Origin of the sequence: Schlesneria paludicola DSM 18645 (assembly GCF_000255655.1) — a bacterium.
In the GTDB taxonomy this organism is placed as follows: domain Bacteria; phylum Planctomycetota; class Planctomycetia; order Planctomycetales; family Planctomycetaceae; genus Schlesneria; species Schlesneria paludicola.
Genome location: NZ_JH636435.1, coordinates 2,125,510 through 2,151,321, shown reverse-complemented (window position 1 = coordinate 2,151,321; position 25,812 = coordinate 2,125,510). Strand labels below are relative to the sequence as shown.

At 57.2% G+C, this 25,812-nt stretch carries 19 protein-coding genes; 13 read left to right on the top strand and 6 right to left on the bottom strand.

Annotated elements, in window-relative coordinates:
* Positions 1 to 155: 155 nt before the first annotated feature.
* The 3 genes from kdsA to OSO_RS0126735 form a co-directional block, all read right to left on the bottom strand.
* A complete protein-coding gene (kdsA, locus tag OSO_RS0126745) occupies positions 156 to 1,013 on the bottom strand; it encodes a 3-deoxy-8-phosphooctulonate synthase (RefSeq protein WP_010586089.1) in 858 nt (285 codons plus the stop codon).
* 40 nt (positions 1,014 to 1,053) lie between these two features.
* Positions 1,054 to 1,836: a glutamine amidotransferase gene (locus tag OSO_RS0126740; protein ID WP_010586088.1), complete on the bottom strand. Its 783-nt coding sequence runs from the start codon at positions 1,834 to 1,836 to the stop codon at positions 1,054 to 1,056.
* Between the two features lie 61 nt (positions 1,837 to 1,897).
* Positions 1,898 to 2,521, bottom strand: coding sequence for an HAD family hydrolase (locus OSO_RS0126735; protein WP_010586087.1), 624 nt, complete (start codon positions 2,519 to 2,521; stop codon positions 1,898 to 1,900).
* 192 nt (positions 2,522 to 2,713) lie between these two features.
* Here OSO_RS0126735 and OSO_RS0126730 point away from each other — a divergent pair, with 192 nt between their 5' ends.
* Positions 2,714 to 3,220 (top strand): ACT domain-containing protein, encoded by a 507-nt coding sequence (locus OSO_RS0126730; RefSeq protein ID WP_010586086.1) that lies wholly within the window; start codon positions 2,714 to 2,716, stop codon positions 3,218 to 3,220.
* Between the two features lie 44 nt (positions 3,221 to 3,264).
* Here OSO_RS0126730 and OSO_RS0126725 read toward each other — a convergent pair whose 3' ends face one another.
* Positions 3,265 to 3,498, bottom strand: a complete 234-nt coding sequence (locus tag OSO_RS0126725) for a hypothetical protein (protein WP_010586085.1) — start codon at positions 3,496 to 3,498, stop codon at positions 3,265 to 3,267.
* A 410-nt stretch (positions 3,499 to 3,908) separates the two neighbouring features.
* On the opposite strand from OSO_RS0126725, the gene OSO_RS0126715 reads away from it, so the two are divergent.
* The 6 genes from OSO_RS0126715 to OSO_RS0126680 all read left to right on the top strand — a co-directional run bounded on the left by OSO_RS0126715 (position 3,909) and on the right by OSO_RS0126680 (position 15,416).
* The gene (locus tag OSO_RS0126715) at positions 3,909 to 5,570 is read left to right on the top strand and encodes a S41 family peptidase (protein WP_010586083.1); all 1,662 of its coding nucleotides are present in this window, start codon (positions 3,909 to 3,911) and stop codon (positions 5,568 to 5,570) included.
* Positions 5,567 to 6,466: a hypothetical protein gene (locus tag OSO_RS0126710; RefSeq protein ID WP_010586082.1), complete on the top strand. Its 900-nt coding sequence runs from the start codon at positions 5,567 to 5,569 to the stop codon at positions 6,464 to 6,466. The genes OSO_RS0126715 and OSO_RS0126710 overlap by 4 nt, the downstream gene beginning before the upstream one ends.
* Before the next feature lie 655 nt (positions 6,467 to 7,121).
* Complete coding sequence (cphA, locus tag OSO_RS0126700) at positions 7,122 to 9,734, top strand: cyanophycin synthetase (protein WP_010586081.1); 2,613 nt, start codon at positions 7,122 to 7,124, stop codon at positions 9,732 to 9,734.
* Positions 9,735 to 10,151: 417 nt separating this feature from the next.
* Entirely contained in the window at positions 10,152 to 12,785 is a 2,634-nt protein-coding gene (gene cphA, locus OSO_RS0126695) for a cyanophycin synthetase (RefSeq protein ID WP_010586080.1), read from the top strand.
* Between the two features lie 455 nt (positions 12,786 to 13,240).
* The gene (locus tag OSO_RS0126685; RefSeq protein WP_010586079.1) at positions 13,241 to 13,915 is read left to right on the top strand and encodes an LpoB-related protein; all 675 of its coding nucleotides are present in this window, start codon (positions 13,241 to 13,243) and stop codon (positions 13,913 to 13,915) included.
* A gap of 37 nt (positions 13,916 to 13,952) precedes the next feature.
* Entirely contained in the window at positions 13,953 to 15,416 is a 1,464-nt protein-coding gene (locus OSO_RS0126680) for a COG3014 family protein (protein WP_202799981.1), read from the top strand.
* 153 nt (positions 15,417 to 15,569) lie between these two features.
* On the opposite strand, the gene OSO_RS48615 is transcribed toward OSO_RS0126680, so the two are convergent.
* Both OSO_RS48615 and OSO_RS0126670 read right to left on the bottom strand, forming a co-directional pair.
* Entirely contained in the window at positions 15,570 to 17,279 is a 1,710-nt protein-coding gene (locus tag OSO_RS48615; RefSeq protein WP_010586077.1) for an ABC transporter permease, read from the bottom strand.
* Positions 17,280 to 17,628: 349 nt separating this feature from the next.
* Positions 17,629 to 18,861, bottom strand: a complete 1,233-nt coding sequence (locus OSO_RS0126670; protein WP_157605465.1) for a substrate-binding domain-containing protein — start codon at positions 18,859 to 18,861, stop codon at positions 17,629 to 17,631.
* A 134-nt stretch (positions 18,862 to 18,995) separates the two neighbouring features.
* On the opposite strand from OSO_RS0126670, the gene OSO_RS0126665 reads away from it, so the two are divergent.
* From OSO_RS0126665 to OSO_RS50995, 6 genes are all read left to right on the top strand, one after another.
* Entirely contained in the window at positions 18,996 to 20,159 is a 1,164-nt protein-coding gene (locus tag OSO_RS0126665; protein WP_063710420.1) for an acyltransferase family protein, read from the top strand.
* Between the two features lie 354 nt (positions 20,160 to 20,513).
* Positions 20,514 to 20,999, top strand: a complete 486-nt coding sequence (locus OSO_RS0126660) for a MarR family winged helix-turn-helix transcriptional regulator (RefSeq protein ID WP_010586073.1) — start codon at positions 20,514 to 20,516, stop codon at positions 20,997 to 20,999.
* Between the two features lie 112 nt (positions 21,000 to 21,111).
* A complete protein-coding gene (locus OSO_RS0126655; protein WP_010586072.1) occupies positions 21,112 to 22,362 on the top strand; it encodes an NAD(P)/FAD-dependent oxidoreductase in 1,251 nt (416 codons plus the stop codon).
* A 218-nt stretch (positions 22,363 to 22,580) separates the two neighbouring features.
* On the top strand, positions 22,581 to 23,993 hold the full coding sequence (gene pabB / locus OSO_RS0126650; protein WP_010586071.1) for an aminodeoxychorismate synthase component I: 1,413 nt from the start codon (positions 22,581 to 22,583) through the stop codon (positions 23,991 to 23,993).
* A gap of 73 nt (positions 23,994 to 24,066) precedes the next feature.
* Positions 24,067 to 24,720 carry an anthranilate synthase component II gene (locus tag OSO_RS45250; protein WP_083843035.1) on the top strand — a complete coding sequence of 218 codons (654 nt, stop codon included), beginning with the start codon at positions 24,067 to 24,069 and terminating at the stop codon, positions 24,718 to 24,720.
* Positions 24,721 to 24,933: 213 nt separating this feature from the next.
* On the top strand, positions 24,934 to 25,098 hold the full coding sequence (locus OSO_RS50995) for a hypothetical protein (protein ID WP_157605464.1): 165 nt from the start codon (positions 24,934 to 24,936) through the stop codon (positions 25,096 to 25,098).
* The last annotated feature ends 714 nt before the right edge of the window (positions 25,099 to 25,812 follow it).

The window sequence follows — 25,812 nt, the reverse complement described above, 5'->3', positions numbered from 1 at the left end:
AGCTCCGCTTGGTAACGAGGAAAAATACGAATTCCCCATCGCAAAGGGACCTGGCGCGGTCCATTCCGTGCATTTCCGATATCGACGGGGCGTTGCCAACCGGGACCTTGGCAACGAGGAAACGAGAGGATCTCGAACTCGGGTCTTCCCAACGCTCAAGGGGATGCGACGGGTGTCTCGAATTCACAAGCCAGGGAACGCAGTTGTGTGAGTTGATCGATCAGACGGGGAAGTTCGGCGAGCGGCACCATGTTCGGGCCATCGCTGAGTGCCTTGTCGGGATTCGGATGCGTTTCAAAGAAGACTCCGTCGCAGCCGCAGGCCACTGCGGCGCGCGCGAGAAACGGGACCATCTCTCGGCGGCCACCCGTCGTTGCACCGCCGGGGAGCTGGACACTATGCGTCGCGTCAAACACGACGGGCGTACCAAATGATTGCATCACGGGGATACAGCGGAAATCGTTGACCAGCCGACCATATCCGAACATCGTGCCACGTTCCGTCAGCAGGACGTTGGCATTCCCGAACGACTCGCATTTCTTGACGACGTGAACCATGTCTTCGGGGGCGACGAACTGAGGCTTTTTCACATTGATGACGGCCCCATGTTTTGCGGTTGCCGAGGCCACGGCTTCGACCAGATCCGTTTGTCGGGCGAGAAAGGCCGGGATCTGCAGGATTTGACAGACCTGCGCCGCGGGTTCCGCCTGGGAAATCTCGTGAACATCTGTTGTCACGGGCAGCCCCGTCGCCGCGCGGACCTTTGCCAGAATCTCGAGACCGCGTTCAAGGCCCGGCCCGCGGAAGCTGTCGACGCTGGTCCGATTGGCTTTGTCGAAGCTGGATTTAAAGACGATCTGAATGTTCTTCTGCGACGACAGCTCGGCTAGCTTGTGCGCGATCTGCATCACGAGCTCTTCGCTCTCGATGACGCAGGGACCCGCGATAAACATCAGCGGCAAGCCTTTGCCACATTTCCACTGAGCGACTTGAACGGGATTGTTAGGCATCATCGTTCCTTCTGTTGGCAATCGATATCCGTATCGTTCGATTCTACGTGTTTGTGGTTCTACTCGCTGCCGTCCAGTGAAGCAGTTGTTTCCAAAGTTGAGCGTAGTCGTGGCCGACTTCGATCGCCGGCCCTCCTGCCGCTTGCCCGGTGACCCGTGGCAATCCCCAATCGACCAGGCCCCCGACCCAATGTGGAGCCACATCGCTCAGGAATGACGCGGTTCGTCCGCTGCCATGTTGTCCCACGACGAGTGCCGGTCGGACGTCCTGCGGAGTCAGCGACAATACGGGCTCACCTTGGTTTTTTGGTTCGGCGGCCTTGATGGAGTAGGTATGGGCTTCAAGGACGACGGTGGCCCCGGCTTTCGCGCGAACCTGATTCATCCCACCGATCGCCGGTGGACACGTTCGCCAAGGCAGGCCGGCGGCAATTTCATGATCGCCGGTGGGCAACAGCCAAGCTGACTGTGGAAAGTTGACGCGGTCGTCTGTCGTTTGAATGTCGACGGGCAAGGCCGAACCAAGTCGTGTGCCATCCCAATCACCGCCCAGGCCGTGATACGATTCCCAGCCGCCGATCATCAGCAGCCCACAACCCTGTTCGATCTTTTTAAGCGCCAGTTCCTGGCAGTCAGGGCTGAACTGCATTGCAGGATAGTCACTGAGAATCAGCAGCGAACGCGGCGTGTCAAGCCGCGCGGTCGTCATCGGCACGTGGCTGGGCACATAGTCGAACGTCCAGCCCCAATGCGTCATCAAACCTGCGAGATACGCGGCCGCCCCGTTCAGCTCGGTGTCGCCGCAATAAAGAATGGATCCCTGCACGTTCTCTAATCCTTGCTTCAAGATCAAAAACTTGAGTCATGTTTGCTTCGCGCGTGCCTGTTTACACGCGTACGCCGCCGTGCAACACAATTCCACGCAGTCCAAGTTGCTGCTTCAGATTGTCGACATCGGTGAAAACTTCGGCATCGATTCCATAGCGGCGGGCGGCTTCCACATAACGCGCGATGTCATCCGTGTAAAAGCACTCCGCGGGATCGCACTGGATCGTCTTGAGCGCCGCTTCATAGATCGCCGACTCTGGTTTCACGGATTTCACTTGATACGACAGCACGAAATCATCGAATCGATCGAGGACTTGGAATTGTTCTCGAATGAACTCGTAGTGAAAGATGCTTGTATTCGACAGCAATACCAGGCGGTACCCGCGCGATTTGAGTTCGTCGAGGACGGGAACGATGGGGGCATTCAGGGTGAAGATGTCTGAGGCGGCGTGTGCGAGTGCCGCGCGATCCACTTTCGTTCTGAATGTCGTCTCGAACCAGTCATGGAACTGATCCGGTGACGTGGTGCCCCGTTCAAAATCGATCTGGCCGCCCGCATCGAAGAGATGCTGTTTCAGTTCAAGTCCTGGAACATTGCACAACGCACCGACCTGCTGACACATTCGATCGTGGCAGAAGTGCAGCAGGACATTTCCCATGTCAAATAAAAAGGTGCGAATCATCGGATGACTCCAGGGAACTGGGCGGTGCGATCAGGGCTGTGGCCATGGAAGAAGTGGCCACTTCACCATTTGACCTCTGATAGCCGTTTGTCGTAGAGTGCATAGCACATTCGGTTTGAGGCGGAAAGAGTGGGGAGTCGTGGTAGCGAACTTCCTCGCCGTCGCGCAGCAAGCCGATTGACGGAGCGATCCATGCCGAAGAATTATGACAGTGGTGACGAGACTGAAACTCAAACGATGCGTGGTCGCGATTGGCCGTGCCTTCGTCAATTCTGTGTTTTTCTCGAAAATCGCGTGGGGCGGCTGAACGACTTGATGCGTCAGCTCGAATCGCTGGATACGCGAGTCATTGCGATGAGTATCTTCGATTCGGTCGACTTTGCGATGGTTCGGCTGATGTTTAATGACGCCGACCGGGCTCGAGAAAAGCTGGAACTGTCCGGTTTTCTGTTCAGCGAGAACGACGTTGTCGGGGTTCAGCTTCCCGAAGGCGAAAAGCCATTCCACGATGTCTGTTCAGCCCTGGTGAAAGCCGAAGTCAACATCCATCACGCCTATCCGCTGCTCTACCGGCGGCAGGGACGTGGGGCGATTGCGATGTTCGTCGACGATGTCGATCAGGCGTTGCAAATTCTGCAAGAGGCGGGACACCGTACGATCACGGAAAACGACCTTCACGACGACGATGAATACCTCTGAAAAACGACCGTTTCGGACTCGTCACGCATTGCGATGGATGGTCCTTATTCGGCCTTAATGGGGCTGAACGTCTGGCGTTGCCCCAGTCCCGTTGCCGCCGAAGGCACTCCCGCATTCGGCACTCCCGCCGCAACGATCAGGTCGACGCGGATGGGGTTTGTTTCGACGCGCCGCTCACTGATCAGCCGGATTTGATTTGTTCGTCGCGGCGTTGAATGCCGTCGGTGCGTCACGGCATTCTTGAGCGGAATCTCGCCGGACTCTTTGTTTTTTCCCAAAGTGTCCCGTTGCGATTTGGTAACGTGACTTGGGACAATGAATGGGTTTTAAGGGTCGCAGCGATCAGGGGCATTCTGAGGGGATGTGGTGCGCGTCAACGTTTGCCAAATCGCTCCAGTGTTCCTCGAGAAATTTCGGTAAACCTCATTTTTACATGGGCTTTCGCAGGAATTGTAAAACTGCGCTGATCATGATCATTCTTCCGTGTGATAACGAAAGGATGCCGTTTGACATCAATTTTTCTCGTCCTATATTCAATTTCGACGACGCGGCTGTCGACAGCTGGCGACCCCAGCCATCGACGTGCCACAGGGATTCGAGGGCCGCATGTCCGCCGTCCACACTTCGAGGGGGAGTGTGTGATACCGGCGTGGAACTGACGTGCCTTTGATACCCAGAGGGGCAACTTATGTTGTGCTTGACGCTCGCGAAACGCACGCTCACACTGTGGGCGGTTGGAATGACGCTCGGTGTAATCTGTGCTCCCGATTTGATCGCGGAAGTTCGCGTCGTCAAGACGCAGCAGGTTGGCGTCGAGGATGAGCAAGCTGCCGAGCAGGAAGGGTTCGAACTTCGACGTTCACGTCGCTGGATTGAAGCGATTGAGTTCTACGAAAAGTCGCTCAAGACCTGGCCCAAGAACGAAAAGCTCTCCAATGGTCTTCGTCAGGCGAAGATTCATTTCGCGATCGAACGACGCTATGCCGACAAGTCGTTCGTCGAAACGATGCTGCCGCTCTCACGCAATGAAGCGATGGTCTATCTGAATGACGTCCTCGAGAAAGTGGGACGTTTCTATGTTGAAAACATCGACGCCAAACACTTCGTCGCTCACGGAACCGAAAGCTTGTACTTCGGTTTGAATAACCAGAAGTTCCTTGATCGCAATCTGCCTTATGGCGAGAGTGCCAAGATCGAAGACTTTCGGAAGAAAGTGCTGTACGGAAAGTACTGGAACAAGATCATCCGCGACGCCGACGAAGGCCGTCGGATCGTGCTCGAGATCTGCAATCTGGCTCAACAGGAGCTGAATCTCGCACCGAGTGCCGTGATCATGGAATTCGTCTTCGGTGGCTGCAATTCGCTCGATGATTACAGCAGCTATCTGACACCCGGAAAATTGGGCGATCTGTACAACAACATCGATGGCGAATTCGTGGGAATCGGCATCGAGATGAAAGCGGAATCCGGCAAGGGACTGCTGCTGGTCAATGTGCTTCCGGAAAGCCCTGCGTCGGAAGGGGGGGCCGTCTCGGGCGACCTGATCGTGGCGATTGATGGACGTGATTGTCGCAAGCTCAGCACCGAAGAAGCGGCCGCCCTGCTGCAAGGACAACCGAACAGCCGGGTCCGTATCACGATTGCCGATCCTGGCACCGGTGATGAACGCACCGCGAACCTGATTCGTCGTGCCGTGAAAGTGAAGAGCATTCAAGATGTTCAAATCATCGATCCGGCCAACAAGATTGGCTATATCCGGATGACCGGTTTTCAAAAGAACACCGTTCAGGAACTCGATGATGCGATGGCGAAACTGAAACGCGATGGAATGCAGGCGTTGATCTGGGATGTGCGAGGAAATCCGGGCGGTTTGCTGCCCGCCGCCGTCGATGTTCTCGATCGATTCTTGAGTCAGGGTGTGCTGGTTTCGACGCGAGGCCGAGTTTCGGATCAGAATACGATTTACTCGGCACATGCCGATGCGAATGACTGGAGCGGTCCGCTGGTTCTTCTGGTCGATGGCGACAGTGCCAGTGCCAGTGAAATCGTGGCGGGTGCCGTACGAGATCATCATCGCGGGACAATCGTCGGCCGCAAGACGTATGGAAAATGGTCTGTGCAAAGTATCCTGCCAGGACATGCCGATTCCGGGTTCCGACTGACGACGGCCAAGTTCTATTCGCCTAACGGTGGCAATTACAGTAAAAAGGGTATCGAACCCGATGTGAAAGTCGCTGATGACAGTGATCCTGCGGTTTCTCATCGCGGTCGACGACGCGGTCGCCTGCAAGACGATCGAGACGTTGAAACGGGGCTGGAAACACTTCGCAAACAACTGGCCAGACGATGAACGGCGGATCTGCCGATTGGTTATGGACGACGGGGCGCGGTGATCGACCGACGCTCCGTTGGTCATTTACCGTGGACGCACCGCTCGCCGACGTCCGGCTGGCACGCGAAACAGGTGAAGTTCTGGCGGCGGATGTCTCGGGCGGTCTGTATCTGCTTGATCGAAATGGTCAGGTTCGTGCTCTGACCCGAACCAAGCACGCGGTCAAACGGCTGGCATGGGCGGATACCGGTTCCGCGGGGGCCGCCGTCCTCAGCGGTGATGTCGTGGGCTGGTTTGATCGCCGCCTGCAGTTCCAATGGACCCGCGAGCTGCCCGACGAAGTTTTGTCCGTGGCGGTCGATTCCTACGGGACGCACCTGGCTCTCAGTCAGGCCGATGGCGTGAATCAGGTCTTTTCCCAGGCGAACAAGAAGGTTTGCCGTTTCGAGTCGGTCAGGCCCGTGCGATATCTGCAATTTCTGACGCAGTCGGCGGAACTGGTCGTCGCATCGGAGTACGGTTTTCTCGGACGCTATCAACTGAGCGGCATGCCGGTTTGGACGTCTAAGCTCTGGTCGACAGTCGGCGATTTCGCGGCGTCGGGCGATGGTCGATCGATCTTCCTGGCGGGGTTTGCCCATGGCATTCAAGCGTTCGACGGCCAAACGGGCAATACGCGGGGAACATTCATCTGCGACGGGACGGCCGGACTGGTCACATGCGGATATGTGAAACGCGGCATCGTCGGCTATACGCTCGAAGGGACGCTCTTCTGCGTCGATGACGAGGGAAATCCACAATGGAATGTCACGACGCCGGAAGAACTTCAGCGAATCGTGCTGTCGCCATTGGGTGACTATATCATCTGCGGCTTCGCCTCCGGCCGGATCATGCGCCTCGACATGCCCGGCTGATGGATCTCCGATCGCTGCACCGCCTGTATCCATTCTCTGTGTCTCCCCTCTACCAATCGACTCTCTGGGGGCATGTTGCGGCGATTGGAACCATCAAAGAGGCGCGATCAGAGCCTGTTTCAGGCGTATCTACTGTGTAGTTAACATCTTATGCGATCTGATTGTCCTTCTCCGCAGCCAACATCCTGAACACCTAAAGTCGGCGTTAACGGATGGGAAGAGTGTCCTCACGATTCCTCGCGAGAGGACGGCTCGATCAAAATTCACGTGAAGCCAGCTGGCCGTGAGCTTCATGATGGAATGACTGGGGTGAAGCTGGCATAATGCGGCGGTTGGTCAAAACGGATTTCCGACCGCTCCCAAATCGACGGCTTGGCAACGACGGGAATCTCCTGCCTCGTCTCTCCCCTCACATTTCGTCACGCTCCATTGGTCTCCGCCGCGGATTGCTGCCCGAGACCGTGTCCGCTTGCTTATCGCGACGTTGGGGTTCACCTAACAGCGATTGCAGTCGATAATGTTGCGCCGATCGATGACTTCGATGTGCTGAATGATCCCCCAACTCTCGGTTGTCTTTGTGATGTCCGGCAGCGCGTGATTCTCAGCGAAGTAGGGATGCGAAACTGGTTTCCGACTTGTTGCAGGTGTTGAGTCCATGATCTTCCGCAAGGTGCTCGCTCTTCGAGGTCCGAATATCTGGTCCCGGCATACGGTGCTGGAAGCGTGGGTCGATTTGGGGGCATTGAAAGATACCTCCTCGGCTCATATTCCGGGATTTAACGATCGCTTGATGAGCTGGCTGCCGACGATGATCGAGCACCGCTGCAGCGTCGGCGAACGTGGCGGCTTCTTCCAGCGGTTGCGGTGGGGTACCTATCTCGCCCATATTCTTGAACACACAACTCTCGAGCTTCAAACGCTTTGCGGAACTCCCGTTGGCTATGGCCGTGCGCGTGAAACGTCGGAAGAAGGTCTGTTCAAGGTGGCGATTCGATACCAGGAAGAATCGCTGGGACGCGCCTGTCTCGAAACGGCACGTGACCTGTTGATGGCGGCCGTCTTCGATTTGCCGTTTGACATCGATGCCAATCTGAAACGACTGCGAGAATTTGCCGATCGCGTCTGTCTGGGCCCCAGCACCAACGCGATCGTTGACGCGGCCCGGGCTCGTAATATTCCCGCCCGCCGCCTGAATGCCGGAAGTCTGGTCCAATTTGGGCAGGGCAAGAAACAGCGGCGGATCTGGACGGCTGAAACGGACCTGACCAGTGCGATTGCCGAATCGATCGCTCAGGACAAGCAACTCACCAAAACCATGCTGGCCGCTGCGGGAATTCCGGTCCCGGAAGGACGCGAAGTCGAAAGTCCTGAAGATGCCTGGAACGCTGCCCAAGCGATTGAAGGTCCCGTCGTCGTAAAGCCTGTCGACGGAAATCACGGACGCGGCGTCTGCATGAACTTGACGGACGAGCAGCAAATCAAGGTGGCATATGGTGAAGCGTTAAAAGAAGGTTCGGGCGTCATCGTCGAGCGATTCGCCAGCGGCGCCGAACACCGGTTGCTTGTCGTCGGTAAAAAGCTGATTGCGGCCGCGGCGGGGGATGCGGTCTCCGTCATCGGTGATGGCCAGCACACGATTCGTGAACTGATCGAATTGCAGGTGAACTCCGATCCTCGACGCGGCGACGACGAGACGAAACCTCTTGATACGCTCAAGATTACGCCGCTCACGATGATCGAACTGGAACATCAGGGTTTCACGCCCGATTCGGTCCCCCCTGCCGACGTGAAGGTGATCGTCCGCCGTATTGATAACTTGTCGCGAGACGTCACCGACATCGTGCACCCCACGGTGGCCGAGCATGTGGTGCTCGCCGCCCAAGTGGTGGGGTTGGACATTGCTGGGATTGATCTGGTGACGCAGGACATCTCCCGCCCCTTGGAAGAACAAGGTGGCGTGATCGTCGAAGTGAACGCCGGTCCTGGGCTGCTCATGCACCTGAAGCCGGAGGTGGGAAGCCCTCGCCCCGTCGGCGAAGCGATCGTCGATCACCTGTTTCCAGATCCTAACGATAATGGAAGGATTCCGGTGGTCTCGGTCACCGGCACGAATGGCAAGACCACCGTCGCACGGCTGGTCACTTCGATTCTGAAGGCCTCAGGACGGACGGTCGGATTGGCCTGTACCGACGGCATCACCATTGATGGACGGACGATTGAACACGGCGATTGCGCAGGTCCGCGAAGTGCCCGGAATGTCCTGCTGAACCCAATTTTGGATGCCGCGGTCTTCGAAGCGGCGCGAGGCGGGATTTTGCGCGAAGGGCTGGGATTCGACAAATGCGACGTGGCGATTGTGACAAACATTGGTGAAGGCGATCATCTTGGACTGCAGTTCATCGATTCGCCAAAAGAAATGTTCAAAGTCAAACGGACGCCGGTCGATGTTGTGATGCCGACTGGAACCGCCGTGCTGAACGCCACCGATCCACTTGTGGTCGAAATGAAGGAGTTATCTGCCGGAAGCGTGACGTTCTTCGCCTTAGATCCGATGCATCCGGTGATTCGCGCTCACCGGGATGCGGGGCATCGGGCGGTAGTTGTCAGGGACGGTCAGGTTGTCCTGAGCGACGGCACGGAAGAAACGTCGCTCGTAGCGCTGGAAGATCTACCATGCACACACGGAGGTCGGGTCGATTTCCAAACGGAGAATGTTCTGGCTGCCACGGCGGCCGGGTGGGCCTTGGGGCTGTCGCTGAACGAGATCCGCAACGGGTTACAGTCCTTTCAAGGCAACTTGCAGGACGACCCTGCTCGTTTCAATGTGTTGGAATCTGCAGAAAAGACAATCGTGGTCATGGATGGACGAAATCGCTCTGCACTCGCCGCCGTCATTGCGGCGATCGACCATTTCCCGCATTCGAAACGGTCGGTGATCTATTCCGCCGAAGAAGATCGGCGTGAGCTGGACATCGTGCAGCAGGGCCAGCAACTGGGAGCCTCGTTTGACCGGGTCTTCCTCTGCGAAATTGAAAACGGAGTCGATCGGCCCGTGGGTGAGGTGACGCGTCTATTGCGGTCAGGTGTCGAAGAAGGATCGCGCGTTCAGGCGATCAATGAGATTCGCGACTGGTCTCAGGCGGTTGACGCGGCATGGCGAGAATTACAATCCGGCGAATTGCTGCTGATTCAATCGTCGACGGTCCCTAAGACCGTGAAGAAGCTGCAAACGCTTTTGGGATTAGAGCCTGCAGAGGCTGCGGCATAGAAGACCAGGGCTGATTCCAAACGATCAACTCGGTCACGATGAAATTGTAACAATCGAAGAAGAAACAAATGTCGGTGGTGAAATTGGTGAAGACAGTGAAAACATCCCTGCGGAATAAAGGGTTACAAACGCGAAATCGCGTTCAATGAACATCACTCGTTCGTATCGGTACGACGATTGCAACCGTTTGCTCTCGTCACCGCGACGAACAAACCTTCGATCGGTTGTCGCAGTGACGGATGACCGAGTCGAAACGATCGAGACAAGTTCCAGGATGCAGGATTCCCCAAAAGTCTGGGTGCTCGCAGGAGCAATGAGGTATGGAGTTCATCACCTCAGGGCAACAGTGACCGCGCGGTTCACTGGAATCAGGACATCGCTGGACAACGAAACAAGCGCTGTAAGGATGTACGAATCATGAATCTCGGGACAACGCGCGCTTTGCGAGGTCCGAATATCTGGTCGCAACTCACCGTTCTGGAAGTTGAGATCGATAACGCCATGCATCTTGATAAAACGACGCAAGAGATTGACGCGATTCGGAATAGAGCAGTCACGATGCTGCCGGAACTGAATCGTCCGGCCAGTCCTGACGACGAGAACGAGACCATCGGGCGGACGTCGTCCATGCTCTTGGCCGAACTCGTCGCGAGAGCGATGATTGCGCTGCAGCAGCATGCGGGTTGCGCCGTCAAGTTCGCCCGAGTTTCCGAGTTTAAACCGGCGGGTGTCTGCAAAATCGCCGTCCAATACTGTGAAGAACCTGTCGGCCGAATGGCGCTTGCCGCTGCTGCCGAACTGGTAAAAGCCGCGATCGATGGTCAAAACTTCGACAGCACCGCGCGCGTCGCCACGATCCGCAGCCTCGATCAACAGATTCGTCTCGGCCCCAGCACCGGCTCAATCGTCCGCGCCGCACTGGCTCGAGGCATCCCGGCGCGCCGTCTAAATGATCGCAGTTTGGTGCAACTTGGATACGGTTGTAAGCAACATCGCATTCTGGCGGCCGAAACCGATCGCACGTCGGCCGTCGCCGAATCGATTGTCCAAGATAAAGAATTGACGAAGCAGTTGCTGGATGCCGTCGGTGTCCCCGTTCCGAAAGGTCGACCTGTCACCAGCGCGGAAGACGCCTGGGCGGCCGCGCAGCAGATCGGTGTCCCGGTGGTGATCAAGCCGCAGGACGGCAATCAGGGACGTGGCGTCGCCTGCAATCTGAATACGCGTGAACAAGTCTTGGCCGCCTACGCCGCCGCGATTGAAGAAGGCGACGAGATCATCTGCGAAAAGTTCGCACACGGAGCAGACTATCGACTGCTGGTGATTGGTTACAAACTGGTGGCCGCGGCTCGTCGCGAACCGCCCCAGGTGACGGGCGATGGACGTCACACTATCAATCAACTGGTCGAAGAGGCGAATAAGGACCCGCGTCGTGGGGAAGATCACGCCACATCGCTCAGCAAACTGCGACTGGATGAGATCGCAAAGGGTGTCCTGCAGGAACAGGGATTGACCGTCGATTCCATTCCCGCCGCCGGCCAAATCGTGCTGATTCGACGCAATGCCAACCTGAGCACGGGTGGATCGGCGACCGACGTGACCGATCTGGTTCATCCTGAAGTCGCGGCCCGTGTCATCGACGGTGTGCAGATGGTCGGTCTGGATATCGCCGGCGTCGACGTCGTGTGCCAAGACATCAGCCGCCCGCTGGAACAACAAGGCGGGATCATTGTTGAGATTAACGCCGCACCCGGGCTGCGAATGCACTTGGAACCGTCGGCCGGAAAGCCACGCGCCGTCGGCGAAGCGATCGTCGGTACGATGTTCAAACCCGAAGATGATGGTCGCATTCCAATCGTGGCCCTGTCAGGCACAAACGGAAAGACGACGACAACCCGTTTGATCTCGCACATCCTGCGTTGCACCGGCAAACGCGTGGGAATGACCTGCACCGACGGGGTGTACCTGAACGACCGCCGCCTGGATACCGGCGACTGCAGTGGCCCAAAGAGCGCACGAACCGTTCTCGCGAATCCAGCCGTCGAGGCGGCCGTGCTGGAAACCGCACGTGGCGGAATCCTGCGGGAAGGTTTGGGCTTCGATCTCTGCAATACCGCAGTCGTGACGAACATTGCCGACGGCGATCATCTGGGGCTGAACGGGATTGAAACGCCCGAACAACTCGCTCGTGTCAAACGCGTGATCGTTGAATCGGTGTCGCCATCGGGCTACGCCGTCCTCAATGCCGATGACCCGCTCACCGCTTCAATGGCCGAGTATTGCCCGGGGAAGACTCTGTTCTTCTCGAAGTCGCCCACGAATCCGCTACTGGTGTCACATCGCGCCAAAGGGGGAAAAGTGGTGTATGTGCGAAACAACTGCATCATGGCGGCCGAAGGATCGTGGGAAGCTCGAATTGCTCTGCTCGATTCCGTCCCATTGACGTTCGGCGGTCTGATCGGATTCCAGGTTGAAAACGCCATGGCGGCGGCTTCGGCGGCATGGACTCTGGGCGTGCCGTTCGAAATGATTCGACATGCGTTGGAAACCTTCGTCAACGATACTCAGAAAGTGCCCGCACGGTTCAACGTGCTGCAGTTCCAGGGATCGACGATTGTCATCGACTACGGACACAACGCGGCGGCGATCACCGCCTTGTGCGAAGCGTTCAACAAGATGCCGCACGAACGACGTGTCATCGTCTACACGGCCGCAGGCGACCGCCGCGACGAAGACATCATCCGTCAGGCGGAATTGATTGCGAACGGCTTCGACTTCATGGTGCTCTATGAAGACGCATGTACACGTGGTCGCGAAGACGGAGAAGTCTGTCGCCTGATGCGCAAAGGGTTTGCCCTGGGTAAACGGTTGCGACCAGAGAACGTCGTTGAAACGCGGGGCGAGATGAAGGCGATTGAAATGACGCTCCGTCAAATGGTTCCCGGCGATCTGGTGCTGATCCAGGCGGACCAGGTTGAAGAGGCGATTGCGTTCGTGCAACAGTTGCTGCCGAAACTGGCCTCTGAACAATTGTCCGTCAGCCGAAAATAGTTCTGGGGACTCGTCTTCCGGCGGAATTTGACCGCGTCTGGGCCTACGAACTGCCCGTCGTCGTGAACCCCAATACGATCTCATCAAGCCGCTCCGATTCGTCGGGCGGCTTGTTTTGCGTCCAGGGCACCGATTCACGGAAGATCGATCGTCGTCGCCACATCTGAACGGAAACTCACTTTGGCAGTGGACATGGCCCGGCAGAACCTGCCGCCCGGCAAAATCCGTCTGTTCGCATTCTCCCCATCTGACTACCATCCTCTTCCACCTTCGCAATGCTTCATGGTCTGGTGTGAAGAATTGCTGCGGTCTGGTCGAAATGGATAGCACGGACCTGTCTGCCATCGTGGTGGAATGTTTCCCGATGGTGGCAACCTGATTGACGAAGTGGTCTCAATGGATTGAGGCTATTTATCAACTCAGGCGTTATACGGATTGTTGTCGGGAGCGGAGCCATGGATCGGCGGCGTTTCATTCAGAATCTTGGCATGTCGGCCTCGGCATTGCTGATGACATTCGGTGTTGGCTGCAAGGGGCATCAATACGCCCACGTGCTGAAAGGCACCGACGAAAACATGGTCGGCAGCCATACCGCCGGGGCTGAAACCTGGGAACCACTGATACAGACGTCGGTCAGCCAGTTGCTCGGTCGTGAGATGAACACCGTTCAGTTGACTTCGCACGATGGCGTTCCGTGCAAGAAACGCGTCTGCTTCCTGCACGTCGACAACCGCAGTGCCGAAGAGATCGGTGATTTTGGAGATCAGATCTACCAGAAGGTCAACACAATCATCAATGATTCCGAGGCCTTCGAACTGGTCAGTGCCCGTCTGGTCAGATCCGGTTTGCAAGAGGCTGGCTTGCGCCCCGATGACTTGTATAAGCCCGCCGCACGGCGCAAATTCGCCGCGATCATGGAGCAAGAGCAAGAACCGATCGACTATGCGCTCTACGCGACCATCACGTCGGGAACGACGAAGAGCAACAATAAGGACTACCAGCGCGACTATCTGTTGACGCTGGAACTGGTCAATCTGGCCACCGGCAAGACCGAAACGGAATCGGCTGAAATCCGCAAGGGTTATCACAAATCGAAACTCGGCAAGCTCAAGCACTACGGAGCGGGCTGAGATTCAAGTTGTGAGCGGACGATTGACCGAGGTCGCCATGAACTATCCGTTGCTGGCCGATTGCCGAGGAACGAATTGCAGGAATGCCCGATCGGCATCGTCGACACCCGCACGCCTTCACTCATTGAGCCGATCATTCGGCGGGACCGCCCTGCACTGTCTCAGTCTGCTCGTCCTCGCGCTCACCGGATGTGCATCGCACTTTGATCGCGTGCAGCCGATTCGCATGGCGTTTTTCGACGGTCGTTTGTCCGAAGCCGAAGAGCATGTCGACAAACTGCTGAAAAAGCGGAAGGGCGAACGCGACGTCCTCTTGCTCGATAAGGCGATCATCGAACTGGCATCGGGGCGGCCGAAAGAAGCAGAGCAGCACCTGCGAAAAGTGCGAGACCGGTTCGATGAACTGGAAGACTTCGATGCAACGAAAGCCGTGGCGTCGATGTTGACCGACGATAACGCCCGGGCCTATGCCGGCGAAGACTACGAAAAAGTTCTCGTCCGCGCGATGCTGTCGATATCGAATCTGATGTCCGAGGGCGGCGACGCCGGGGCTTACGCCAAGCAGATGGTCGACAAGCAACAAGAGATCATCCAAACCGTCGATGAAAAGTACAAAGACGAAGACAAGGACAAGAATCCCGTTCTGGCGTTCAAACAGGTCGCGCTGGGCCCCTACATCCGCGGAATGCTGGCGGAAGAATCCCCGCTGACGCTGACCGAAGCCGTGCGTGCTCGCGTTCAAGTCGCGAATTGGGAACCGAAGTTCCGCGACGGTCAAACGGACCTTCAGCGTTGCCAGTACGAAGTTCCAATGCACCCAGGCAATGGGGCATTGTACATCTTCACCCTGGTGGGCCGCGGTCCGATCAAAGAAGAAGCCATCGAACCGGTGACGCAGATCGAACTGCTCCTGGCCGACCGCATTTTCAATTGCTTTGCGAATCGCAACATTCCGCCAACCTTCGCGCCGGTAAAGATTCCACGCGTCGTCAATTTCGTTCCGGTGGCCGATTGCGTCTCCGTGAACATCGACGGCAAAGCCGTTGGAAAGACGGCCACCATTGTCGATATCGGCGAGATGGCCGTGCGCCAGCAGCAGGCGCTCTATCCTCAAGTGCTCGCGCGGGCCGTCGCCCGTCGCGTCGTGAAAAAGGGGATCATCTACGGCATCGAAGAAGTCGCCGACGTCCAGAAAGATTCGCTGACCAGCCTGGCCGTGATGGCGGCGGGAGTGGCCTGGGAAGCCTCGGAATCGGCTGACACGCGCTGTTGGGGTCTCTTGCCTGATACGATCCAGGTCTTTCGCGTCGAATTGCCCGCAGGCGAACATCAGGTGACGCTGAGACCTTCGCAACGACAAGGTGACTTTGGCACGCCCGCCCATACCAAGATCATGGTGCGAGAAGGTCGGCATACCTACCTTTTGGGAAACCTGCCCACCTCGCAATTCGTCGGCAAGCTGTTGACCGCTCCCCGCGAACTCGATGAGTTCAGCGAGTAGTGCTTTGTCGGGACAGTGCTTCGTCAGGACGAAACAGACGCGTCTGGTGGCAGGGGGGATGGGATTGCCGAAACCCCGGCGAGTTCAGTGATCGTTGGTCCCATCTTGCCACCCGAAGAGTCGGTGTGCCAACACGGTCGTCTCGTTCAATCCCTACGGACGAACTTCGACCTGACCGAGCGTTCGTTTGAGTTTCGTGATGCCGCCACTCGTCACTTTCGCGTCGGTGGCATCGATTCGTTTGAGCGATGGCATGTCCTGAAACGTTTTGCCGACGGCGTCCAGCCCCGCGTCGGTGACGTCCGTCTGTGACAATTGCAGTTCCGAGAGCTTGTTGAAGTAGCGCAGCTTCGGTAACAACCGTTTCAGGGCTACGTCGTCGCAACGCTGACCGGTCAGATCGACCCGAATTCCAGCATCGTCATCTTGGTTCAGGCTTCCGCCCATCTGCTGGACCATCGACATCGCCGAACGACGCTGGACTCCGGGATAGGCCCTGTCGAGACCGATGGCGCTGGCGATGGAAATCACCGCCCAGGCAATCCCGAGAGTTCGCTTCATCTGACGCGACAGGCTTGTCCGCACGATCAGCAGTAGGCACAAGGTCGAGACGGCCGCCGTGAGCGCCAGCCAGGCGGCATCCATCTGAACCCGGCCGCGAACCAGTTTCGCACCCAACAGCGCCATCATGATTCCAGCCAGTAGAGTCAGATTCAGAATCGTCACCCAGCCCAGTGGTCCCGCAAACAGTTTTCGTCGCGAGGATGTCGTGGCATCCGAGGATTTGGTGAACGCCACGGCGAAGACGACTAGGACGCCGACGATCAGGCCTTCATACACATCCGCGCCGGTCTTGATGATCTTGGCCACACCATCAATGACCACTCGCAGGAATAGTGCTCCCAGGATCGTGCCGGGGATGGTTCCGATCCCACCTTGCAGACTGCATCCGCCGACCACTGCGGCGGCGATCGCGTTCAGCTCATACCCGCGTGCCAGCGTTTGTGGGTCGGCGACACTCAACTGACTGACCGACAGCACTCCTGCAACCGACGACAGCAATGCGCTGATGCAATAGGCCAGCCACTTCATCCGATTGGTCTGAATGCCGCTCAAACGAGCGGCTTGTTCGTTGCCGCCCAACGCATACAGATGACGTCCGGTGACCGTTTTGGCCAGCAGCAGCCAGAGAAATGCGGCAATCACGGCGACCAGAATCGACAGATTCCAGACCGTTCCCGACATCGCTCCCGACAGCTCGCGGAAAGATGGATCGGCGATATTGATCTGCGTCCGCGCCCCGCCCAGCATCGTCTGTGTGACGTTCTCAACAATCGCTCGGCTCAGGCTTCGCAGCCCCACCAGCGTTCCCAGCGTCGCCACAAATGGGGGCAGTCCAATTTCTGTGATCAGCCAGGCATGCAGGCTGCCGACCAAGAGTCCCGTGATCAGCGTGCCCGTGATGGCGATCACGATGACACCGATTCCCAGGGGCTGCGACTGGCTGACCGCTTCGGGGGCGAGCAGCGCCATCAGCGTCGCACAGATCGAGGCACTGAATGCCATGACCGAACCGGCAGACAAGTCGATCCCGCCCGCGATAATGACGACGGCCGCTCCGAGTGCAATCAGCGACAACATGGTCGTCTGCCTGAGCAGATCGATCACGCTGACGTCCCATTTCATCACGTAGTTGTGATGTTCATCGAATAGAGTCGTACAGCAGACGACCACAAAAATGGCCGCGATCAGTCCCAACTGATGCCGCGTGGCTTCGCCTTTTGACACGAACTGACGCAGACCAATCACACCGATCGCAATCATCGCCATGACGATCAACGCGACAACAACAGAAGCCGTCATGAACTCTGTACCTTCACTCAAGCAATCAACACATGCGGGAGCCCGGAAATTGATGTTCCTCGTTTCCTCGTTACCAAGCTCCGCTTGGTAACGCCTCATGCGATCTCGTTCTTGTCGAGCAGGAACTTGGCCCCGGTCCTTCACATACACGTCCAACGCATAGGACGCGTTGCCAAGCGGAGCTTGGCAACGAGGAGCAAGAAGCGTTCGTCCCCTCGTCCTCGCTTCCCTTCGTTACCTCTCCCCTCGTTACCAAGCTCTGCTTGGAACGTCTCATGCGATCTCGTTCGTTGCCAAGCAGGAGCTTGGCAACGACGAACATGAACGATGAAACGTATCACAGGCGAGGTCACGAACCGGTCAGACCGTACTTCTTCATCCATTCCTGCAGTTTGTCGAGTGTGATGAACTCCACGCCCTTCTCGAACAAGTCGCCCTTAATAGGTGAATCCGTATTCGGCACGACCACTTTCAGGCCCGTGTCATAGACATCTCCGTCCGGCTGACCGAACTTCGGATACATCTCGGTCAGGACGGCTTTGTTGTCAGTGACCAAAGCGGCCAACGCACGAATGCCCTGGTAGCCCATCTGAAATGGATTTTGCACGACCATGACATCGATGTTTCCGTCCGCCATGGCCGTGATTGCCGTAGGTTCGGCGTCGAACACGACGACCGAAAAATCCTTCCGGCGATTCGTCTCTTTGACGATGTCGACGATCGCGGGGGCGTTGTACGACCAGATCCCCACCAGCACGTTCAAGTTGGGATGATTGCGCATCGCGTTGCGGACGTTGTCGCGCGCTTTGGTTTTGTCCGTGTCATCAGTCATCGTGTCTTTGAAGTGGAACTTCTCTCCGGCCCCTTCACCAAATCCTCCAATGCGATCGATGGCGTTCTGAGCCCCGCTACGTCCGACGAATGCGACGTACTCGCCTCCTTCAGGTCGAAGGGCTTTGGCGCAGATCCCCAGTACGCGCCCCGCCCCCGCATTGTCGGTTCCGACGAAGGCGTGGCGTGCATCACGGAACGATTCACGCTTCACGTCGGAATCGATCGTCAGGATCTTGATTCCCTTCTTCTGGATCGCGCGCAGTTCATCGGCGATCGCTACGTTCTCGGCGTCGAGTGCCGAGATTCCGATTCCCGCGATATCGCTTTGCGTGCCGTACTGCTGAAGCTTGGACAATTGTCCCTGGGCCGTTCCATCGTTGACGTCCAGCACCGCAATCAGTCCGGACTCTTTCAGTTTCAGTTCACTGTTGGTGGCGAGCACCCCTTCCCGACACGCATCCCAGAAGGGTGAATCCGTATTCGAGAGAATGATCAACCGTTTCAAACTCGAATTTCCCGCCGACGTCCCGGCGTCCCCTGCTGGCGCTGACGCGTCAGCACCAGGCTTCGAAGTGCCTTTGGGGATTGACGGTTCGCAACCGAGACAGACGACCAGTGCGAACAGAAAAGAACAGGGAAACAGCCGACCCTTGATCAACATCGTGTTGGCCTTCATGCGGAAACGGACTCTCAAAATCAGGACGGGCCAAGATACCGGTGGTGCGGCGCGGCGGTCAAGCAGCGACATTCGGTTCCGCGAAGCCGTATTTCGCGCGTGACGTTGTGATTTTCGAGTGAATCGGGTGAACTGGTGCCCACGCGCTGTGGCGTGCATGCCGAATCAAATGGGCCCCGTATCCTTTCTTCTTTCGAGTCCCTCCGATGACATCCGCTCCCTCGTCTGCACCGCCTGTGGAGGTCACCAGCGAACCGCGATTGCAATCGATCGACGCCTTGCGCGGATTCGACATGTTCTGGATTATCCGGGGTGATTCCTTTTTCAAAGCCCTGGCGACGTGGCTGGGTGTGCCGATCGTCGTGACGCAGTTGGAACACGTGAAATGGGATGGATTTCACTTCTACGACCTGATTTTTCCGTTGTTTCTGTTTCTGGTCGGTGTCGTCCTGCCCTTCTCCCTGACGAAGTATCAAACGGCCGGTGAACTCGTCCCGAATCGTTCGGGCGTCTATGCTCGCATCATTCGCCGGACGCTGCTTTTGATTGCACTCGGGCTGATCGGAAACGGCATCCTGCAGCTCGATTTCACCAATTTCCGCTGGCCCGGTGTCCTGCAGCGGATCGGGATCTGCTATTTCTTCGCCGCGCTTGCCGTCCTGCATCTGGGCATTCGCAGTCAGGCGCTCCTGGCCATCGGGATCATCGCGGGCTATTGGGCGCTGCTGCGGTTCGTTCCGGCACCGGGGTTTCAGCCGTTCGATTTGACGATGGAAGGCAGTCTGGTCGGCTACGTCGATCGCCTTCTGATTCCCGGAAAACTGCATTACAAACTTGGCGACAATGAAGGTGTGCTTTCGACGATCCCCGCGATTGGAACTGCGCTGCTGGGTGTACTGACCGGCCACTGGCTGCGGTCGTCGTACACTCGATTTCACAAGTTCCTGGGATTGTGTGCGGGAGCCATCGTTTGTTTGGCGGCCGGTTATTTGTGGAGCTTTAGCTTCCCGCTGAACAAGATCCTGTGGACCAGTTCATTTGTGCTTGTCACGGGCGGATGGAGTCTGACGTTGCTCGCCGTCTTTTACTTGCTGATCGATGTCATTGGATGGCGTCGTTGGGCTTTCTTTTTCATCGTCATCGGGATGAACGCCATCACGATTTACGTCATGCAGAATTTCGTCGATTTCAGCAAGATGAGTGAATTCTTTCTCGGCGGCGTGATCCGATACGTCGGCCAGTGGTGTACAGCGGCGGGACATACCGAGGGTGAGAAAGCACAACGAGCCGTCCTAATGTTCGGTGTCCTAACCATCAAGTGGCTGATGCTCTGGTTCCTGTACCGGCATCGCGCGTTCTTGCGCGTGTGACATCGCAGGGATCCCCCTCGGTCCCTCGTTCCCCGTCCCCCCCGACCGTCCCTCGTTGCCAAGCTCCCGCTTGGTAACGCCTCATGCGATCTCGGTTTGTGCCAAGTGAGAAGGCGGTCAAAAATCCACCTGCTTGCGGCTTCTGGGCAGATGAAGCGTCCCCAAGCGGGAGCTTGGGAACGAGGGGGAACCGAGCGGAGCTTGTTCGCGAGAAGCAGACGGCAAACGCGAAGCGAACGAGAAACATGGATGGAATTCAAGTTCCGCTCCCGATCTTGCCGAAAAACGTTTAAACGACAATCGTCTTGACGACTGAAGCCGGGGGCGGTAGCTTCGTGGTGAAAGAAAAACATCATGAAAACTGCCGCGCGTAAATCTCGATTCGATTCGCTTCAGCAAGAGGCGTATCTCAGTCTTTGGCGGACGTATGACCGGCTGAAATCACTCGAAGACGAAATGTTCGCGCAGTTTGATTTGTCGGCGCAACAATATAACTCCTTGCGACTGCTCGAGGCGGTGCATCCCACCACCATGCCGACGTCGGCCCTGGGAAATAAGCTGATCTCCCGTGCACCCGATATGACGCGGCTGTTGGACCGGCTGGAAGAGCGGGGGCTCGTTCATCGCGAACGCCGTTCCGAAAACCGCCGTGTGGTCGAAGTGGGAATCACCGCCGAAGGTTTGCGACTTCTCAAACAGCTTGAAGTCGCTGTCCGCGACTGTCACAACCGGCAGTTGGGGCACCTGTCCGAGAAAGATTTGAAACAACTGGTCGAACTGTTGCACGCCGTCCGTCATCCCCATGAAGACGACGATAGCGTGTGGCGACACGAAAAATAAGCTTCGTACTGGACGTCTTGAAGACGTTGCAAACAATGGAGCTCGTGGGTTTCGTCGTTCCCGCGGCTCTTTTCATGGCACGAGCAAATTCATTCGAAAGGATCGCTCTGAAATGGTTGAACCAACCCAGCCTCGCGTGATCGTGATTGGTGGCGGACCGTCGGGAACAACGGCGGCGACCTTGATCGCACAGCGCGGCTACAAGGTGCGACTGCTCGAACGCGAACATTTTCCACGCTATCACATTGGCGAATCGCTGATCCCGCAGACGTATCACGTGATGCAACGCCTGAACATGCTCGACAAGATGAAGGCGAGCGAATTCGTGCGGAAGTACAGCGTGCAGTTCGTCGGTTCCAGTGGCCGGTTGTCCGAACCGTTTTACTTCCTGGATCATAAGCCGCATGAATCGTCGCAGACCTGGCAGGTGCGACGCAGCGATTTCGACATGCGCATGATGGACAACGCGATCGAGCATGGTGTCGACGTCCAACAGGGTGTCCGCGTGCTGGAAGTGCTGTTTGAAGGTGACCGCGCTGTCGGCGTACGTGTCCAGGACGAAGCAAATGGCGGCGAACGGATCGAACGCGCCGACGTGATCGTCGATGCCAGCGGCCAGAGTTCACTCATTATGGGCAAGCTCGGTCTGCGTGAATGGGATCCCGCCTTGAAAAAGGCCGCCGTCTGGACGTATTGGGAAGGCGCTTGGCGCGATACGGGCCGTGACGAAGGTGCGACCGTGGTATTGCAAATCCAAGGCAAAGCCGGATGGTTCTGGTATATCCCGCTGCACGACAATATCGTCAGTGTTGGAGCGGTCGCCGACTACGGGTATCTGTTCAAGAACCGTGATACGAAGGATTTCGAAGCGATCTACAATGCCGAAGTCGATAAGTGTCCGGCGGTGAAAGAACGAATCAGTATCGGAAAACGCGTCGAACCATTCCGGGCGGCCAAAGAGTATTCGTATCGCTCGCAGAAAGCGGCGGGGAATGGCTGGGTGCTGGTCGGCGATGCCTTTGGATTCCTCGACCCGCTCTATTCCTCGGGCGTGCTGCTGGCGCTGAAGTCGGGTGAACTGGCCGCCGATGCCGTCTGCGAAGGACTCGCCAAGGGAGATACCTCGGGCGCTCAGTTGGGCGCTTGGGAAGCGGACTATGTCCGTGGGATGGAACGCATGCGATCACTGGTCTGTGCGTACTATCAAGGCTTCAGCTTCGGGAAGTTCGTCGCGAAGCATCCGCATCGCAAAGGGGACATCACCGACCTGTTGATCGGAGATCTGTTCCGACCAGAACTCGACGAAACCCTGGGACTGATCAACGAAGCCCTGCAGATTCCGGCCATGGCCGAAGCAGGTTGATACCGGTATCGATTCGAATCCAGGCCGGACGCAGCATACACTGCGCCCGGTCTTCTCATTGAACTCCTTCATATCCTCTCCGTGTCTCTGTGTCTCCGTGTCTCCCTCACTCCCACTGGACCCAAGCGACGGTAACGCTGACATTGGGAACACATTGGGAGTGAGGGAGACACGGAGACACAGAGACCCGGAGGTTAGATTGCACGGCGCCGGGTACGATGACGACGTCCTCACAACAACCTTTCGTTGAACAGCTCGATCCGGCGTTGGATGTCGTGACGGCGGTTCGGGCGCTTGCGCACTGGCCGCGGTTGCTGCTGCTGGATAGTGCCCTTCAGCGGCAGCCGGTCGGACGATATTCGTTTCTCACGGCCGATCCGGTCGCGCACTGGCAACTCGATGCGCCCCGTTACGGACTCGATCCGTTTGCGGACGTCTCAGCGGCGTGGGAACGCTGGCAGGGCGCGGCCGTGCCAGGTCTTCCACCATTCCAGGGTGGGATCGCGGGACTGCTGGGCTACGAACTGGGACAGTGCTGGGAACGAATTCCGTCTGCCGTCCATAACGAATTTCAACTCCCCGTCATGGCCGTGGGACTTTACGACTGGGTGCTCGCCTGGGACCACTTTGCCGGGACGCTATGGCTAATCTCGCAAGGTTGGCCGGAAACGGACGAGGATCGCCGAAGCCGGCGCGCGGCCGATCGTCTGCATCAGGTCAAGACAGAGCTTTCAAAAGCGGTTCCGGCATCGGATTCATCAAGTCCAACGCCGCGAATGGATCTGTCCTTTGCCGCGCAATTCCCGCTGGGTGAGACGGCGAACGTGACAAGTACGTTCACACGCGACGAGTATCTTCGCAACGTCGCACGTGTGATCGAATACATCTATGCCGGAGATGTTTTTCAGGCGAATCTGTCGCAGCGGTTGCTCGCCCCGGCCCCTTGTCCTTCGCTTGAGCTGTTTGCCCGCTTACGCACGGTCAATCCGGCCCCCTTTGCGGCGCTGATGCAATGGGACGACTGGTCGATTGTAAGTGCCTCGCCAGAACGGTTTCTGTGTGTGACGGACGGTGAAGTCGAAACGCGGCCCATTAAGGGAACGCGGCAACGCAAACGAGGTCCCGAAGCCGATCTCTTCACACGCGACGAACTGCGTGAGAGCGACAAGGATCAGGCGGAAAATGTGATGATCGTTGATCTGCTAAGGAACGATTTGTCCCGCGTCTGCCAGCCCAACTCGATTCGTGTTCCTCAGCTTTGTACGGTCGAATCGTACGAAACGGTCCAGCATCTGGTGTCAGAAGTTCGGGGCCAGTTGCGGCAAGAAGCGACGATCTGGGATTTGTTCCGGGCGACGTTCCCCGGTGGTTCGATTACGGGGGCACCCAAAGTTCGAGCGATGGAAATCATTGCGGAACTGGAACCCACGGTTCGCGGACCCTACTGCGGCAGTCTGTTCTATGTCGGACCGGACGGCCGAATCGACAGCAATTTGCTGATTCGAACATTTGTTCAGCGGCATGGCTGGCTACAATGTAATGTTGGTGGTGGAATTGTGGCTCAGTCCAATCCCGCCGCCGAGTATGAAGAAACGCTCACAAAAGCGGCGGGAATGCTAAAAGCGCTTTGAGCCGGTGATGGGAAGTCGCCGAAATGAAACAGGATCATCGGATTCGATCTGGCCGCCAAAGTCCGCTTTACCCATGCTGCTGTTGATCGATAACTACGACAGTTTTGTCTACAACTTGGCCCGCTATTTCGTGGAGCTGGGATGTGAGACGTGTGTTGTCCGAAATGATGCGATTCAGACGGACATGGTTCGGGCGATGGCGCCACAAGCGATCGTCATTTCGCCCGGTCCCTGTACGCCGAACGAAGCGGGGGTTTCGATCGAACTGATCCGCGAGCTCAGCAGCACGATTCCCACGCTGGGTGTCTGTCTGGGCCATCAGGCGATCGCGGCGGCGCTCGGCGGAAACGTCATTCGCGCCCCCGAACCGATCCACGGTCGTACCTCATTGATCGAACACACCGGCACATCCTTATTCGCGAATCTCCCGTCCCCGCTGCGCGTGGCTCGGTATCATTCGCTGATCATTGATGAGGCGACGTTGCCCCCGGATCTGGAAATCACGGCCTGGACCGCCGACGGGATTCCGATGGCTGTTGAGCATCGCACCCGGCCGCTGTTCGGCGTGCAGTTCCACCCGGAATCGGTGCTGACCGAGCATGGCCGAGACATCCTGGCGAACTTCGCGCGCCTCGCCGGAATCGCGACGCAGGAGTGCTCCACATCCGATTGGATCGAGCCTTCTGCCGCACGCGATGAAGGCCCCGTCCCAGTTCTCACCTGGTGACACGCGGCACATTGCTGCTGCGCACTCCTCCTAACGCATCTCCTCCGTGCCCTCTCCGACTTCACGTTGCCCCCGCTCATTCGGAACGAAGAAAGTCGTCACGGCGGGCCGGTCGAGGACTTCGGTCGCAGCCCGCAGTCGTGTCCACGGACCTTCCAAACGTTTGGAAACGACGGCCGTTTTGACCGGGACAGATTCTCAGGAAGTCGTATCATGGGTGCATCGAGTCGACGTGGTCTTGCGGCTGCGACGAACACGGTGGCGACGAACGAGAGTGAACGACGCGTCGCAGGTGAATGCCCCGCTCGCATGGACGAGCGGACTGATGAATCTTGGTTGGGAGATGATCGCGATGGCGATGTCATCAATTCTTTATGAGCCAATCATTCTCCTTTTCACGACATGGAAGGAATCGGTTGTCGCTAAGGTGCCAAAACGAAAATCCGATCAACGCCGTCTCGAAAGGGGCCCTTGGACAAGATGCTCAAGTCGATCAAGATGCTCAATGCCTTCGATATTCGTAACTAATTTGAATTATTGCTCTTATGAATCATCTTGATCGAGTTGATCAAGGTGATCAAAAATTTCTGGGCACCTCGATTGAAGCGTGAGATGGGATGAATGCGTCGTTTTGTGTGACTGGGCGTTTTGGGTTGTTTTTCTGTGGGCGTTCGTCAAAAAGGTTCATGATGACTCATCGTTTCAATTCGTGCGGCTCATGGGCATTGTTTACATGTTTTTGTTCGTAAGTCTTTACAAATAATTGCCTTGTGGTGATTTCTTGTGGGGTGATCGAAGAAGCCTATTCGAGGCATTGGAATGGGATCATGGGTCGTCAACCGGCGGACGACGCGCCCGGATAACCGATTTAATCGCTACCGAATGTGACGACTGGGGGGGCTGTTTGGGCGCGGCGCGGCGTGCAACCTCCGGTCGGGTCTTTTATACTGGCTGGCTGGCCGCTCATCGGAACGCGGGAGACACGTTCAGTCTGGAACTCGAAGACACTCCAGTTTTTCGGTCTCGGACAACGGACACGATTCCTTCTTTCAACGTCGCACCGCTACGCGATGCGACGTGGCCGACGCGACG